7 protein-coding genes are annotated in these 18205 nt (G+C 45.6%); all 7 read left to right on the forward strand.

What is annotated here, in order from left to right; all coding sequences use genetic code 11:
• Positions 1–2 precede the first annotated feature (2 nt).
• The 7 genes from HGH92_RS30260 (at position 3) to HGH92_RS30290 (ending at position 18145) form a co-directional block, all read left to right on the forward strand.
• Positions 3–3266: a non-ribosomal peptide synthetase gene (locus HGH92_RS30260; RefSeq protein ID WP_168874590.1), complete on the forward strand. Its 3264-nt coding sequence runs from the start codon at positions 3–5 to the stop codon at positions 3264–3266.
• Positions 3267–3296: 30 nt separating this feature from the next.
• Positions 3297–6593, forward strand: coding sequence for a non-ribosomal peptide synthetase (locus HGH92_RS30265; RefSeq protein ID WP_168874591.1), 3297 nt, complete (start codon positions 3297–3299; stop codon positions 6591–6593).
• Positions 6594–6602: 9 nt separating this feature from the next.
• The gene (locus HGH92_RS30270) at positions 6603–9839 is read left to right on the forward strand and encodes a non-ribosomal peptide synthetase (RefSeq protein ID WP_168874592.1); all 3237 of its coding nucleotides are present in this window, start codon (positions 6603–6605) and stop codon (positions 9837–9839) included.
• Between the two features lie 21 nt (positions 9840–9860).
• Positions 9861–13106 carry a non-ribosomal peptide synthetase gene (locus HGH92_RS34250; RefSeq protein ID WP_168874593.1) on the forward strand — a complete coding sequence of 1082 codons (3246 nt, stop codon included), beginning with the start codon at positions 9861–9863 and terminating at the stop codon, positions 13104–13106.
• A gap of 153 nt (positions 13107–13259) precedes the next feature.
• The gene (locus HGH92_RS30280; RefSeq protein WP_168874594.1) at positions 13260–14792 is read left to right on the forward strand and encodes an ATP-binding cassette domain-containing protein; all 1533 of its coding nucleotides are present in this window, start codon (positions 13260–13262) and stop codon (positions 14790–14792) included.
• Positions 14793–14810: 18 nt separating this feature from the next.
• Complete coding sequence (locus HGH92_RS30285) at positions 14811–16628, forward strand: non-ribosomal peptide synthetase (protein ID WP_168874595.1); 1818 nt, start codon at positions 14811–14813, stop codon at positions 16626–16628.
• Positions 16629–16642: 14 nt separating this feature from the next.
• Positions 16643–18145 carry an alpha/beta hydrolase-fold protein gene (locus HGH92_RS30290; RefSeq protein WP_168874596.1) on the forward strand — a complete coding sequence of 501 codons (1503 nt, stop codon included), beginning with the start codon at positions 16643–16645 and terminating at the stop codon, positions 18143–18145.
• Positions 18146–18205: the final 60 nt, after the last annotated feature.

The following is an 18205-nucleotide window of genomic DNA, read 5'->3' on the forward strand; positions in this document are numbered from 1 at the left end:
TTATGGATAAGAAATTGTTATATACCGTTATAGATAACGTTGCCCTGCAATACCAGGAAAAAGTAGCGATAACTTCTCCCGGGGGGGACTTTACCTACAAGGAGCTCTATGATGCATCTGAATGGCTTAAGAACACTTTGTTGCAACTGGGACTTAAAAAGGGGCAGGTAGTGGCAGTATATATGAATGGAAGCTTTGATTATATAAGCTGTATACTTGCTGTTAATAAGGCCGGAGGCATTTTTATGCCTTTACTTCCTGAGAGCCCCGCAAAAAGATTAGCTGATATATGTGAAAGAGTATTACCGGCCTTTGTGATCACCACTGATGCACATTGCGGGGAAGCCATCAGGCTGGTAGCCGGATTATCATTTTTCTCAAAGGAAGAACAGCTGTTGTGCTACTCGGCAGCTGAGCAGTGTATCGAACGGATAGATGTCGCCGGTAGCCGGACAGTATGGAAAACTACCACACCATATCCTGCACCGCCGGTGATGACCGGAGATGACAGTTGCTATATTATATATACCTCCGGATCTACCGGCGAACCGAAAATCATTGAGGGTGTACACAAGGGGTTGGCCCATTTTATTCACTGGCAACTGAATACATTTGATGTCAGTAGCACCGATCGGGTTAGCCTGTTGGCGCCTGTGTCCTTTGATGTAAGCTTCCGGGACATATTTCTGCCGCTGGCCGCAGGAGGAACAGTATGTGTCCCCCCGGCGGCGGTGCGCGCTGAGCCAGCCAGGTTACGGTTATGGTTTGCTGATATGGGCATATCATTGGTCCATATTGTTCCATCTGTATTCAGATTACTGACAAAGGAGTTGGAACATCGCGGCGCCGCTCCTGAGCTTTCGGCCATCCGGTATATTTTCCTGGCAGGAGAACCCCTTTATTACAGAGATGCCATTAACTGGAAGCTGGTTGCCGGTGATAACGCTACATTGGTCAACCTTTACGGGCCATCGGAAACAACCCTGGCGAAATTGTATTATAAAATTGATTTGACTTTACCTGATCTGAATGATACGGGCATAGTACCATTGGGTAAGCCCATAACAAATACCGGGGTAGCCATTATGCAGGGAAATACACTTTGCAACGAAGGTGAAATAGGAGAGATATGTATCAAAACACCGTTCCGGACCAAAGGGTATTGGAAAAATGAAGCGCTGACATCAGAAAAATTTGTGCAGAACCCCCTGCACAACGATCACACTGATATTATTTACAGAACAGGTGATTTGGGTAAGCAACAACAGGGTGGCGAGATCCTTTTCATGGGACGAAAAGACGGACAGCTCAAGATAAGGGGTAACAGGGTGGAGCTGCTGGAAGTGGAGCAGGTAGTTGCCACACTGTCCGGGGTAAAACAGGCGCTGGTCATACCTCATTATAAGGAGGATCATGACATCTTGCTGATCTGCTACTATACAGGGTCTGAAGAACTACTACCGGAACAACGGTCTGTTTTGAACGACTACCTGCCGGAATATATGTTACCTGTGTATTGGGTGTATCTGGATGAATTTCCGTTGGGCATAAACGGCAAGGTAGACAGGACTGCCTTACCGCAGCCGGAGGCGCTCTTGTATAGTACAAAGGCGTTTGTCGCCCCGCATACTTCTCTGGAGAAAGCCCTGGCAAAAATATGGTCGGAGATACTTGGGCTTGAAAAAATAGGGACACAGCATAATTTCTTCGAACTGGGAGGGCATAGCTTGTCGGCGACCAGGGTTGTATCGGAAGTATACCGAAAGTTGGGTATTGAATTTACTTTAAAGGAATTCTGGTCTCATACAACGGTAGCCTCATTGGCGCAGCTGCTGGCGTCAAAATATAATACGGAATGGCGCCCGTTGCCGGTAGCGCCCAAAATGGAATATTACCAGCTGTCACCAGCACAAAAAAGCATGTGGCTGGCAAGCCAGATGGCTGGCTTTGAAAAAGCGTATGTAATAGGAGGCGTTTTTGTCCTCGCAGCTACTGTAAACAGAGATGTTCTGAATGAAGCGTTCAAAACAGTCATAGCAAGGCACGAGAGCCTGCGTACTATTTTCCCTAAAATAAATGGTGAACCGGTACAGAAGGTCCTGTCGCCGGAGGAGTCTGACTTTTCAATCGAATACATCGATGTGGGTAAAAGTGACGCAGCATTGAACACAATAATAGACGAATACCTGGACATGCCGTTTTCGCTTGAAACAGGGCCTCTGATAAGAGCTGCGATGGTAGAGGAAAACGAACAGCATTGCATCCTTGTATTGTTAATGCATCATATCATCTCTGATGCCTGGTCTAATAAGATTTTGCTACAGGAATTACTGGTGGCGTATGAATCGATTGTCAATGATACCCCGCCATCACTGCCATCGTTGCCACTTCAGTATAAAGACTTCTCCCATTATGAGCATAGCAGACAAAAGGAGCTGGAGAAGGACCGTACGTACTGGTTAAAACAATTGCAGGGAATTGGCAATGAAGCCGCATTGCCAACGGATTATGACCCGAAGCAGGTGTTGACAAATATATCCGCTACCACCGGCTTTAAGTTGGGGAAAACACTGAGCGTGCAAGCCAGGAAGTACATACAGGTGCAAGAGGTAAGTCTCTTTATGCTGTTTGTATCAACATTGAATATATTATTGTTCCGTTATACCGGTAAAAATAAAATTTCATTGGGTACGCCTGTTGCAGGCAGACAACATCCGGACCTGGAAAGACAGATCGGACTTTACCTCAATTACGTGGTATTGAGATCGGAAATACAATCCGGTTTTTCGTTCAACGACTACCTGTTACTGGTGAAAAATGACATACTGAACGCATTTGAGCATCAGGCATATCCTTATTATCAGTTAGCCACAGAGCTGGCGGGTGGCGCTTTGAAAGCCGGGCATCCGTTGTACAATGTGCTCATTGTGATGAACAATGCGTCACTGAACGCAGATGATAAAGATATACAGGACATGAAACGGATACTTGGATTCAGCGGGTACCGGTTTGAGCATAAGTATAGCAAACTGGATATAAGTTGCTTCGTCAATGATGAGGAGGAAATTTCATTCAGTATTGAGTATAGGACCGAATTATATAATCCGGAAACAATTGCGTCCTTTGGCGACAAGTGGAAACAGATCCTGGAGCTGGCCATAAAACAACCTGAACTGACAGTTGGTGATATCCTGTATCAGGTTGCCGAAAAAGAAGAACAAGCTTTTCTGATGGATAGCATGGATACAATTGCGGATGAGTTCTAAAATCCCGTTAACCTGCAAAAGTGTTAATCTATGGCAGATAAGAAAGTACTGCACACCCTGATCGATGAAATGGCGGATGAACAGGCACAGCATGTTGCCATCAGCAGCCCGGAGGGAGATATTTCCTACAATACGCTAAAAGAACGGTCTGATCATATCGCCGGTTACCTGCTGCAACTACAGTTTAACAGACAGGATGTAATAGGCATATACATGGGAAAGAGCATTGGGTATATTGTCAGTTTGCTGGGCGTAAACAAAGCGGGAGGGATTTTTATGCCGCTTGATCCTGGTTATCCTGTATTGAGAATGGAAAAACTTTTGAGAAAAGCTGGTGTAGCGTGGTTCCTGACAAACCATAAGCAGGAAGAAGAGTTACTGGGTATGTTATTGTCGACGGGCCTGGCCAATACCAGGGTACATGTGATCATCCTCAATGAAGAACAACGCCCGGTAAAGCTGGTGGTAGCAGAGAATAACAAGATTATTATCTCCGAGCCTGTAAATAATCTGTCAGCATCATCCCTGGATATACCGCTTTCCGGAGAGGACAGTAATTATCTGCTGTATACCTCCGGTTCCACCGGAGAACCGAAGCTTATCGAAGGATGTCACAAATCCCTGAGTCATTTTATTCACTGGGAAGTAGCGGAGTTTAAGCTCGATAGTAGCGTTAATGTCAGTCACCTGGCAGCTACCACATTTGATGTTAGCCTGCGGGACATATTTGTGCCCTTGCTGGCAGGTGGTAAGCTTTCAATACCGCCGGAGGGCCTTTTGGGGTCACCCAGGGAGCTTTGGAATTGGATGGCCGAAGAAAAAATATCGCTTATTCACACCGTCCCCTCCATTTTTCGTTCCTTTATACAGGAACTGAAACAGGGAACGGTCAGTGCCGGCCAGATCAGTCATCTCAAATATATATTAATAGCCGGGGAAGCCTTGTATGTAAAAGATGTCCTGGAATGGAGAGTATGGATGGGAGATAGTGTTTCACTGGTAAATCTTTATGGTCCCTCAGAAACCACCCTGGCGAAAATTTTCAACAGAATAGAGGAGGTGCCGGATGAGCCGCACGAAATTATTCCTTTGGGTACTCCTTTGCCGGGAACAAAAGTATTGATCCTCAGTGAAAATCTATTGTGTAGCGCAGGAGCTGTGGGAGAAATCTGTATTAAAACACCTTTCCGCTCCAAGGGTTATTATCACGATCCGCAATTAACCAGCGCCGCTTTTGTCCAGAATCCGCTGCATGCCAATTTTGAAGATATCATTTACCGTACCGGTGACCTGGGCCGCTATCAGAAAGATGGCACCATACAATTTGTAGGGAGAAATGACAGGCAGGTAAAGATAAGAGGCAACCGGGTGGAAATGAACGAAGTGGAAACGGCAATAAAAAAGATGCCGGCCATAGAGCAGGTGCTGGTTAAACCGGTACAACAAAAGAACATGGAGTTCATATTAATTGCGTACTACAAGGAAAATACCATTGTAAGTGCCAATGAGATAATCTCCTTCCTGCGACAACAACTGCCTTCCTCCTTTATTCCATCATATTTTGTAAAGCTGGATAACTTCCCGCTTAACCTGAATGGGAAAATTGATGTCAAAGCGTTGCCCCTGCCAGAGGAATTGCTTTACCAGGATGAAGACTTTGCGGCACCTGAAACCTTTACAGAGAAGCAGGTGGCAGATATCTGGTCTGCTGTGCTGGGACATAATAAATTAAGCACCACCCTGTCGTTTTTCGTGCAGGGCGGCCATAGCCTGTCTGCTACCAGAATCATTTCCCAGATTTACCGGGAGATGGGGAAGGAAATATCGATCAGGGAGTTTTTCGATCATCCAACTATAAAGGAACAAGCCAGATTACTCGAAATCAAGCATAGACAGGCATATCAGATCATTAAAAAAGTGGCGCCTGCAGCATATTATCCACTGTCATATATCCAACGTAATATCTGGATATATCACCAGAAGGAAGGGGCGCAATCGCTCTACAATATGCCGGTTTCCTGCATCATTAGCGGAGATATAGATTTTGAGGCACTGAATAATGCCTTTAAATCCGTTATACGCCGGCATGAAGCACTGCGTACGGGTTTTATTATGGCAGACGGCGTACCCGTGCAAAAAGTACATGAGGAAGTTGACTTTTCACTGGAGCTGAGACTGGATAATACCGGCGGATACAGCGCTGAAGACATAGACCGCTATCAGCAACGGGAACTGATTCGGCCTTTTGATATAGAAAAACCACCATTAATCAGAGGTCAGGTAATTGACCTGGGAGAAAAAAGATACCTGCTGTTATTAACCATTCATCACCTTGTATGTGATGGATGGTCCATCGGATTATTGATTGATGAAGTGTTGACTTTTTATACCGCCTACCGGCAGGGACAGGAGGCAGACTTGTTACCACTGTCGCTACAGTATAAGGATTACGCCGACTGGTTTAACAGGATGGCTGATGATAAAATGAACATTCACCGGAAATACTGGCAGGAACAGCTGGCTGATATAATACCATTGGCGCTGCCACTGGACAGAGGCTTTGATCAACGACGCACATATGAAGGAAAAGTAATTCCGGTGACATTTTCCGCGGAACTGTCTGACAGCCTCAGGGCCATGGCAGACAAAACAGGTACAAGTCTGTTTATAATTGTGTTGTCTGCCATTAATATGTTATTGTATAAATATAGCGGCCAGTCATCTTTATATATCGGGGCGCCTATAGCCGGAAGGGTAGACCAACACCTGGAGCCGCTCATCGGCGTATTCCTGAATTACCTGGTACTTAAAACGGATATCAACAGGGAGGCCACATACCTACAGTTTATTGAACAGGTGAGAACAAATACACTGGCGGCATTTGATCACCAGGGGTATCCATATGGATTACTGGTTGAAGAATTTTACCCGGACGGCAATGTAAATAACAGAAATCCATTTTATGACGTGCTGATCGTCATGAATAACCGGGAGTTGAACGGCACTGCACAACGACAGTCAGATCTACAGGAAATACTGGGGGCAGAAAAGATATCCCTGGACAGCAGTACCAGTAAGGTGGCTATTACATTCTTTGTTACAGATGCCGAACAGATTCATATCAATGTGGAGTATAGCACAGAACTTTTTGAATATCATACCATGGAGACGATGATAGCAACAATGCAAAAAGTATTTGCTCTCATTCCCCAACATGGCGAGACAACATTAAAAGACCTCAACACTTTCATCTCAGATGAAGGAGAGCAACGTTCTGCTATAGAACTGTCGGCCGCCAACCTGAATTTTATCACTGAAGAGTTTTAATTGGTAACTATGAACAAACGGGTCTTATCAACATTGATAGACGATTGGGCTGCCCGCCATCCGGAGCGTATTGCTGTGGAGTCAACGGATGGTATGTTTACGTATGGGAATTTGTCCGACGCCACTGATATGGTAGCGAAAAGCCTGGCCGCCCTCTCTGTTAAAACGGGGGATATTGTGGCAGTATACCTGCCGTCATCCTTTAAATATATTGCCGGTATTATAGGTGTAAACAAGGCAGGAGCGATTTTTATGCCGCTTGAAGTGGATTACCCGCCTGCCAGGCTTAGGCAACTGTTGCTTACAGTAAAACCTGCTTTTGTTATTACTACGTCTGCGCTTAAAGATAAACTGTCCGGCATAATGGGTAATGAGGATGTTCCCGGTCTTATCTGGGACGACGATAGTACAGCAGCAGGCCTTCGATGTAACAGACAGGCAGTGGACCACCGGGATGTCCGTTTGCCGGAACTGGACGGGAACGAAAGCAACTATCTGATCTATACTTCAGGGTCAACCGGAACGCCAAAGATCATAGAGGGGGTGCATAAAAGCCTCAGCCACTTTGTCCATTGGGAAGTGGAGACATTTAATCTGGGGCCTGACGTAAGATGCTGCCAGTTTGCTCCTGTTTCATTTGACGTGAGCTTCAGGGATATTTTCGTTCCCCTGCTGGCCGGTGGAACAATTGTTATCCCGGACGCTTCTGTTAAAAGAGATCCACGGAGATTGCTGGAATGGCTGATTGACCACTCGGTGACCCTGGTGCATATAGTGCCGTCTTATTTTAGAGAATTGACGGCGGTTATCCGCGCATCCGGCAAACCGGTTTCCACCTCATTGAAATACATATTGCTGGCAGGCGAGCCACTATATGGCAAAGATGTGAAAGAATGGTACGACGCAGCAGGGAAAGAGGTGCAGCTGGTTAATTTGTATGGTCCCAGTGAAACAACCCTGGCCAAGATATACAACAGGATCAGGGAGGTGCCGGCTAATGCAGGAGAAATCGTACCCCTGGGGCACCCTATCAGCAATACTGCCATCGCTATCATTCAGAATGGCCAACTTTGTAATATTGGCGAGATAGGTGAAATATATATAAAAACGCCATTCCGGAGCAAGGGGTATTGGGGAGATCCTGCACTGACTGCCGCCAGCTTTATCCAAAATCCGCTACACCAGGATTATGAGGATATCCTGTATAAGACAGGTGATCTGGGAAAGTACCTGGCCGACAAAAGCATTACCTATGTTGGCAGGATAGACTCACAGGTCAAAATCCGGGGAAACCGCGTAGAGCTGTCTGAAGTGATGCAAACAATAGCCGGCTATACCGGGATAAAGCATACGGAGGTTGTGTCAATAGAACAGGAAGATACAGGTACAATACTATGTTGTTACTATACCTGTGATAATGGTGATATTGATCAGACGGAGCTAAAACGGTACTTAGACAGGAACTTGCCCGCATATATGCATCCGTCTTATTTCGTTAAACTGGATGCATTTCCGCTTAATCTGAACGGGAAAATTGATAAAAAGGCATTACCGAAACCGGAGGATATGCTGTATCTCCAACAGGGGTTTGATCCGCCGGAAAACGAACTGGAAAAAGCGATTGCTGATATTTGGAGTAGTGTGTTGGGAATCGCTAAAATAGGCGTGAATCACTCGTTCTTTCAACTGGGAGGTCATAGCCTTACCGCAACAAAAATTGTTGCCGGAATACATCAGAAATTACATAAGCAAATAAGCCTGAAGGATTTTTTCGAGCATAATACGGTTAGTAAACTGGCGGTGCTGATCCAACATGCGGACGCTGATCTGCTGCAGCCCATAAGGCCGGTCGGGAAACGAGCATACTATCAGGCTACACCCGCTCAACAAAGAATTTACCTTGTTGAACAGCTGACGGATGATTTTTCCGCTTACAATATGTCGGCCGCATTTAAACTCTCAGGTGCAATAAATGAGACTGCCTTGCAGGGGGCCTTTAATGCATTGCTGCAAAAGCATGAGATATTAAGGACAACTTTTGTTGATATAGAAGGACATCTGCAGCAACAGGTCCACGATTGGAAAGAGATGGCAGTGGAGCATGTTGTAGCAGACCAGACATCGTTTTCCCCGCAAACTGCCCACACCTACATACAGGATGAAATGAAACGGCGTTTCGACCTGGAAAAAGATTTGCTTTGGCACGTAAGGTTGGTCCATTTTGCCGATAAGCAGTACCTCCTGCAGTTTACCATCCATCATATTATTTGTGACGGCTGGTCCATGCAGGTATTGACAAAGGATTTCCTTACCGCGTACAGCGCGTTGGCAGCGGGTACACCGTTGCTTACCCCCAATCTGAATGTCCAGTACAAAGACTATTCAAACTGGTTGTGGGAAAAATTGAAGAAGGATGATAACAAACGTCAATACTGGCACGAGAAACTGGGGAACACACTGCCGGAATTGTATCTTCCGCTTGACTTGCCCCGGCCGGAAGTGCGGAAGTATGAAGGAGATACCATTCAGTTTGATCTGGGTACAGACCTATCCGGTAAAATCAGGAATATTTGCACACAACAGGAGGCCAGTTTGTTCATCTTCTTTGAGGCAGTTGTAAAACTACTGCTCATGAAAATTTCCGGGCAAAATGATATCGTGATAGGCACCCCTGTTGCCGGCAGGGCACATCCGGAGCTGCAGGACCAGGTGGGCCTGTACCTCAATTACCTGGCATTAAGGACCCGGATAGACACTGACAGTACCTTTGCTGCGCTGATGCGGAAAATCAAAAATGATACATACGAAAGCTACCAGTATCAACTATATCCATTTGAAAAACTGGCTGCGGAAATTACGGGAGGAGCTATTGAACTTGGAAGAAACCCACTGTATGATGTGTTGGTGGTGATGAATAACCAGGGACTGAACGCTGCAGATGCTGATATAAAAGAACTGGAAAAAATCCTGGGCCTGGAATGGATACCAGTCTTCGATGCTGTCAGTAAAACAGATCTTACCTTCTTCATAAACGAAAGCGAAAATATCTCAGTAAATACAGAATACCGGACGGACATTTTCCACAAACAGACCATTACTAAACTCAATAGTGACTTGTTACTGCTGATAGAAATGGTCGTAAAAGATATTGCCCGTCCTGTAGAAGATGTGATAGAACAGCTGTCCGGCGCGCTGGAGGCAGAAATGCTTGAAAAGAACCAGCAACTGCTTAATGAAGATTTTTAATGTTCTCATAAAACCTATGCTGTGGATAAACGAGTACTTTATACAGTTTTAGAGGAATATGCACGCGACAGGTCCTCGCAGGTCGCGGTTAGCTGGAATGATATGTCGGTTACTTATGGTGCATTGATGGAATATGCCAACCATCTGGCGCAGCAGCTAAAAAAGACCGGCTTGAAAAAGGGAGATGTGGTGGCCCTGATGGTGCCTAAAAGCCACGATTATATCATCACAATGCTGGGTGTCAGCAAAGCCGGAGGCGTTTTTATGCCGGTAGAACCCGGGTATCCTGCTGAACGAATGATGCAGATCATGAAAGTGGCCACTCCCCGGTTTATCATTGTTCCGCAGGACCAGCTGGAGAAACGCCAGTATCATTCTTCCGCCCGTTACGGGACTGGTACTTTACTGATGAATGAACGATATGATCTGTTTGTTGATGAATTTATGCCAAGGCAAGTTGTTATTGATCTGCCGGCGGAGGAAGTGGTGACAGGAGACGACAGCTGTTATCTCATGTACACCTCCGGATCTACAGGGACGCCCAAAGTGATAGAAGGTATGCATAAGTCACTGAGCCATTTTATACACTGGGAAGTAAAGGAGTTTGGTCTTGATAAGGATACCAGGACGGGTCTGATTGCTCCTCTTTCCTTTGATGTGAGCCTTCGGGACATCTATGTGCCACTACTGGCCGGCGGCACCCTGTTTATACCGCCGGATGGCATTCAGCAGGATGTGAAAAAATTCATTGCCTGGATAAAGGAAAGCAAATTGTCGGTACTGCATATTGTTCCGTCGGTATTGAGGTTGCTGATGAAGGAATTGCAGCAGGAGGCCGTTACTTCCTTCCCGTTCACCTCGCTGAAATATGTGTTGACAGCAGGAGAGCCGTTGTATGGAAAAGATGTGACCGTCTGGAGAAGGTTGGCAGGAGCAGGAGTTACATTGGTGAACCTGTACGGTCCTTCTGAAACCACGCTGGCGAAGTTGTTTTATAGAATACCACAGGAAGAAATACACCCGGACAGCGTTGTGCCCCTTGGCATACCGCTACCTAATACCTCCGTTGCTATTGTCAATAACGGCAGACTGTGTAACGTGGGCGACACGGGCGAGATACTTATTAAAACACCTTTCCGGAGCAAAGGATATTACAAAGACCCTGTTATGACAGCGGATAAATTTATACAGAATCCACTGCAGCAGGAATTTGAAGATATTGTATATAAAACGGGAGATCTGGGCAAATACCTGCCGGATAAAAGCATCGCCTTCGTCGGACGGTCAGACACACAGGTGAAGATTAGGGGCAACCGGGTAGAGATTGCCGAAGTGGAACAAAATGTCGCCGGCTTTCCTGGTGTTGAGCATAATGTGGTGACAACAGTAACGTCGGACACACATGAACTTAGCCTCTGTTGCTATTTTATTTCCAGGGAAAATATCACCCATCGGGCAATACAGGAGTTTCTGAAACAACAATTGCCCGATTACATGATCCCGTCTTATTTCGTCCGGTTGGATAGTTTCCCGCTTAACCTGAACGGGAAAATAAACAAAAAGGCATTACCCAAGCCGGAAGAACTGCTTTACAGCCAGCTTACATATGAACCGCCAATAGGTGACCTGGAAATAGCAATAGCCGCTGTCTGGAGTGAACTGCTGGGCCTGAAGAAAGTCGGGAGGTCCAATACCTTTTTTGAATTAGGGGGGCATAGCCTCATCGCAACCAGGATAACCTCCATACTGTCCCGTACCTTACAAAAGGACATCGGGCTGAAAGAGTTCTTCGAGAATAATACCGTGGCCGGATTGGCCAAAGTACTGGCCGGAAAGGAAACCGTATTTAAAAGTGAAATTATCGCCGCTATACCTGGCAGAGAGTATTACCCGGTTTCTTATGCACAGAAGCGTTTGCTGATACTGGATAAAAAGATAGAACAAAAGACATTGTATAACATGTCGTTGGCCGCATGTCTTAATAGTAATACCAATATCCCTGCTTTAAAACGGGCACTGAAGAAAATTACGGAACGGCATGAGTCGCTCCGCACCACGTTCTCTTTTGCCAATGGGGACCTGCGCCAGCATATCCATCCGGACAGCATAGTTGATATAACGGAAACAGTTATCACGGACGGAACGGAAAGTGAGGTGACAGCTTCCTCCATCAGGGCAATGACAGAGCGCGTGTTTAACCTGGAAAGCGGACCGCTGGCTACTATCGGCATCGTACATTTTCCGGGTGGAAAGTATTTGCTGTTGATTAACATGCACCATATCATCAGCGATGGCTGGTCTGTGGGGGTGTTGGTAAAAGAGTTGGCCGTTTTGTACGAGGCATTTAGCCAGGGGCTGGAAGATCCTTTACCCCCGTTAAGGATACATTATAAGGATTATGTCGCCTGGCAGCAGGCAATGCTGGCTAATAAAATGGATACCCTTAAGCAATACTGGTATGCTGAATTAGAACAGGAGTTGCCCGAAATTAACCTGCCGTATGATTTTCCGCGCCCGGCAAAACGTAGTTATACAGGGAGTAAACATAGGTTCAGCCTGAGCAGGGAGTCTTCTGATTATTTGCGTACACTGGCAAGAGAATTTGATACGAGCCTGTTTGTAGTCCTGCAAAGTGTTATAAACATGTTGTTATATCATTATAGTGGTCAACAGACAATTGTTACAGGAACGCCGATCTCAGGAAGAAATCATCATGAACTGGAAAACCAGATAGGGTTTTATCTGAATTATCTGGTGCTGAAAATTGATTTAAGGGGTAGTGATCACCTGTCGGCCTTTATTGAAAACGTAAAACAACGGGTGTTGGATGCATTTGATCACCAGGACTATCCATATGATAAACTGGTAGAGGATTTGATCGTTACCGGGAAGGAAGACAGAAACCCATTCTATGACGTACTGGTCGTAATGAATAATGCTGATCTGAATGGCAGCCACAGCGATTTTGAAAAACTGGAACAATTGACCGGCCTGCAGGGAATACCCATCGAAGACAATATCAGCAAACTAGACCTCTCTTTCTTTGTGTCTGATTTAAATGAAATACTGGTCAACATTGAGTTTGATACCTCGCTGTTTCTGCCGGCTACAATAGCAGCCATGGAAAATGACTTAAGATCGATCGTGGATATTTGCAGGGAAGCCCTGCATACATTGACACTGAGCGAACTTAGTTACCGTTTGTCAGAAAATGGCGGTACCATACTACGGCGGAATAACGTGGATATTATTGACGAACAGTTTTAATTATCAATTAACGTACTTCAAATGGGTATTCTGAGTCTCTTGCGGGAAAAATCCAGATATTTTTATGTGTCCCTTGTTTTCCTGGGTCTTTCAGACTCTATTCTTAACCTGGGATTATTGCTTTTTATTAACATTGCTGTTAACGGAGAAGCGTTGCCTCCAATTTTAGCAAAAGCGCCTGCGGTGGTCTATGCCGGTATATTGTTCGTTTCCATCATGAGCAGCAACTTGTTTCAGCGATATATCATTCGCCTGACCAATGACCTTCGGTTTGAAATGGAGCTGAAAATATTGGCCAAATTAAAATCATCCTCGTATGAGCGTTTTGAAAAGCTGGGTAACGAAAAAGTATTTACCGCAATGGGGGACGCCAGGGAATTGGCGGATGTGCCGGAGGTATTGATGAATACATTCAATGCTGTGGTCATCGTTGTTTGTTGCCTGGGATATCTTTTCTGGACTTCCCTGATAGGGGGGAGTATGATTCTTTTGATCATGGCTGTTTTACTGGTGGTATATCTCTATCGTAACAAACAGGCGGAGCGGGATATCAACGCACTCAGAGACTTACAGGATAAATATTTTATCTATCTCAATGATCTGCTGCATGGCTACAAAGAATTGCGGATGAGCGCCGGGAAAACCAATAAGTTATTTGATAATCACTTCTTCCCTAACAGGAGAGAAGGGAAGAAATTAGCCACCGGTATTGCCATTCGTTATATGAGCAATGAATTGACAGGAAAGTACAGCTGGTACATCGTACTGGGAGTGGTGATATTTGGCCTGCCAACATTGATAGGGTTCAGAAATGTACAGTTGCTGGCGTTTATATCTACTATATTGTACCTGATTGGCCCGGTGGCGGTGCTGGTAACATTGGTACCTACCATCACCAGGGTGAAAGTGGCGGTGTCCAGACTGAATAGATTTGAGCAGCAAATGAACACCGAACTGGATAAAGAAGAAGTGCCTGCTACGCCGGCAACAACTATTCATCCCGCGGAGCGGATCAGGTTTGAAGACGTAAGATACAATTATACAGATGAGGATGGAAATACTGCATTTTCATTAGGCCCCCTGAACCTGGATATTGAGAAAGGAAAGCTGATGTTTGTAACGGGAGGGAATGGCAGCGGTAAAAGTACCTTCGTAAATTTGATTACCGGCCTGTACAAACCGGAGTCCGGCAGGGTCTTTCTATGTATGGCTGACGGGTCGGAGATATCCAGCGAGGAGCCTCATTACCGGGACCATCTTTCGGTAATTTTTACAATACCTTACCTGTTTAATGAGAACTACTACGACTTTACGATTGATGAAAAACATGCTCCCTTCAAACACCTGAGCGAAATTATGCAGCTGGATAGCGTGCTGCGGCTGGATGCAAAAAAAGGAATGGCTGATAAAAACCTGTCAAAGGGACAGCAAAAGAGGCTGGCAATGATATATTCCCTGCTGGAAGCCAAATCCATATTGATCCTGGACGAGTGGGCAGCTGAACAGGACCCGGAGTTTCGGTCATACTTCTACAGGAAGTTTCTGCCTGGATTGATAAAAGACGGGAAAACCGTTGTCGCCATTACACACGATGATGCCTATTTCAAATATGCGGATACGGTCGTGAAATTTGATTATGGAAATATTTCATCCACTACTGAAATAGATTTGGTATTGAATAACTAACTGTGTTAAATACTGGATATGAGTAATAATAAATTGATACTGCATCGTATTATCGATAACCATTGTACAGATAACAGCAATAACATCGCCATAGAGGAGAAGGATAGAAAAGTAAGTTACGGGGAACTGAAGGTCATGACTGATAAAGTAGCTTCCACGTTGTCAGCCTTAGCAATAGAAAAAGGCGACGTGGTAGGTGTATTCCTTGACAGCAGTATTGAATATGTAGCTGCTATATTAGGTGTAAATAAGGCCGGCGCGGTATTTATGCCCTTGGAGGTGAAGTATCCCCCGGCACGTCTGAAGGATTTATTACAGACAGTGGCGCCCCGTTATGTCATCACTGACCAGTCTCATAAATCCTACCTTGACAGCCTGCTGGCTGATGCAGCGGTAAACCCCCGGTTGCTGCTGATGGAAGATACGGCAGCGGTCCTGGCTTCACCGGTATTCCCGGACAACGATGTTGAGCTGAAAGGTGAGGATGGTAATTACCTGATTTATACTTCCGGATCAACCGGTAAACCCAAAGTGATAGCGGGGATGCACAAAAGTTTGAGCCATTTTGTCCATTGGGAGGTGAAAGAGTTCGGACTAAATGACTCCGTCAGATGTTGCCAGCTGGCCCCTCTCTCTTTTGATGTGAGCTTCAGGGATATTTTTGTCCCGCTTCTCGCCGGAGGTACATTATGCATTCCCCCGGCCGACGTGAAGAAAGATCCGGCTCAACTACTGGCCTGGATATGTGAAGCAGGAATAACGTTGATGCACACCGTACCTTCCCTATTCAGGGTCTTTACCGGTATCCTCGCCAAAGCCCCGGTGAAGGGAACACTGCCGGCTTATATATTGCTGGCTGGGGAGGCATTGTACTACAGAGACGTTGTGAACTGGAGAAATGTTGCCGGCGACAGTTCTGTGCTTGTCAACCTGTATGGCCCTTCTGAAACGACGCTTGCCAAGGTTTTCCACCGCATTGGCCATATTGAAGAGGATAGCAATGAAATTATACCGCTGGGGCAGGCTATCTCCAATACTTCCGTTTTGGTGTTGCAGGACGGACAAAGTTGCCGCCCTGGCGCTATCGGGGAAATATATATACGAACGCCCTTTAGAAGTAAAGGATATTTTAAGGACGAGGCGCAGACGAATGAACGTTTCATTCAGCATCCCGGTCATAATGAGTATGAGGATATCCTGTACAAAACGGGTGATCTCGGAAAAATACAGAAAGACGGGCTACTTGTTTTTGTAGGCAGAGAAGACAGACAGGTCAAAATCAGAGGAAACAGGGTTGAATTGTTTGAGATAGAAAAACACCTGCAGCGCTTCCCCGGCATCAGGGAGGTGTTGGTCATGCCTCATACAGACAAAAACCGGGAAATCTCACTTATTCTGTATTATACGGCGGCGACAGCCATACCAGATATAACATTACGTAACCACTTGCAGGAAAATCTGCCGGATTATATGGTCCCGGCTTTCTTCCTCCATTTGGAGACGTTTCCATTGATGCTGAACGGTAAAATAGACAGAAGGGCGTTGCCCCGCCCGGAGGCCCTGTTGTATCAGCATAGAGTATATGAACCGCCCGTTGATGAGGAGGAGAGAAGGATTGAGGCGATCTGGAGTGAAGTGTTGGGATTGGAAAAAGTGGGACGCGACTATTCTTTTTTTGATCTGGGAGGCCACAGCATAGCGGCCTTTAAAATTGTGTCTGCTTTATGCCGGGAATTTGATACTACGTTATCGCTCAGTGACTTTTTTGAGCATCCAAAGATCAGCGAACTGGCGTTACTGATAAAACAAGCGGTGAAAAAAGAAATACTCACGTAAGCGAAGGTTATTTTATGATTAGATATTTCAGGGTAATGATATCCGCTATCCTGCTGATGGGAGCAATGGTGGTAAACGCGCAACAGCTGCTTGTAAAGTTTCCTTCAACGGTACTGAAGGAGAAAATCAGCGGAAAATTATATGTTTTCATGTCAAAAACAGACAATGAACCGCTGAACAGTATTAACTTCCCATTGCCGGTAGCCACCACTGTAACGGACATTAGCAACGTATCCCCTGATAGCGCGCTTTTACTGGACCTCGGGGCTCAAAGCAGTTATCCGGTACCGTTTAAAAAACTGGAGAGAGGCCGTTATTTTGTCCAGGCAATATTCGATAGAAGCCATGAATTTGGCATAGAAAGGACATTGGCTGACAGGGTGGGCAACGTATATTCGCCACCGGTGCAATTATTATTTGACGACAATACCGACACAACGTATTCGCTGATATGTGACAAACTGGTAAGGGAGAAAGAGTTCAGGGAGACAACGCATACCAGGCGCATCAGGTTCCGTTCAGATGTGCTGAGCCGGTTTCACGGCAAGGATATTTTCATCAATGGGGCATTGGTACTGCCGGACACCTTATTGAAGCACCCGTCAGCGCGGTTACCGGTTTATATTTACATAGCGGGGTTTGGCAGTTCCTTTCTGCGCTTTAATGGCAGTGATGAAGCGGCCGGCGCATTCACCAATGATCCGAAGTTTATTTTTTTATTCCTGGATGGTAGCTGTTCCAACGGCCACACCGCATATGCAAACAGCGATAATAACGGTCCCTGGGGAGATGCGCTGGTCAGGGAACTGATTCCGGAAATAGAGCGGAAATATCATTGCAATGGTTATAGGTATGTGCACGGCCATAGCAGCGGCGGATGGTCTGCTCTTTATTTGCAGGTAATGTACCCCGATTTTTTCCAGCAATGTTGGGCAAGTTCTCCGGATAGCTACGATTTTCGTGATTTTTCAGGCATTAACATATATGAAGCCGGGGCAAACGTTTTCTATGATAAGAATGGTAACCTTCGCCCCAGTGCACTGATCGGCGGTGAGATCCCCATCTCATATGTTAAAACAAGGGCTGATTGGGAGCGCCTGGTGCCAGGAGAACAGTTTAATTCTTTTAATGCTGTTTTCTCCGGGAAAGATACATCCGGCAGCTGCCAGCAGTTATGGGACCCCCGGACCGGGGCAGTTGACCCGGTGGTGGCAGACAAATGGAGACGGTTCGATCTGTCTTATTATATAGAAACGCATTGGAAAGACCTGGCCGGGAAAATAGCTGACAAAGTGTTCATTAGTGTAGGGGAACAAGATAATTTCTTATTGCAGGGGGCTAACCGCCTTTTTCAAAAAACAATTCGTGAAAATAAAATAAAGATCAGGCTTGGGTTTTATTCCGGAGATCATTTCACCGTGACCTCAAATGAAAAATTACTGCATGACGCTACACAGTATTTAAATGACAGCTACAGTGCCTGGGAACGGCATAAGGCCGGTGTGAATGGTCGTTAATTAAATAGTATTGCTTATTTTAGGGCAAACTATTGTCATGTTTCATATGAACAGATACCT

It is taken from the genome of Chitinophaga varians (assembly GCF_012641275.1).
Lineage (GTDB): Bacteria > Bacteroidota > Bacteroidia > Chitinophagales > Chitinophagaceae > Chitinophaga > Chitinophaga varians_A.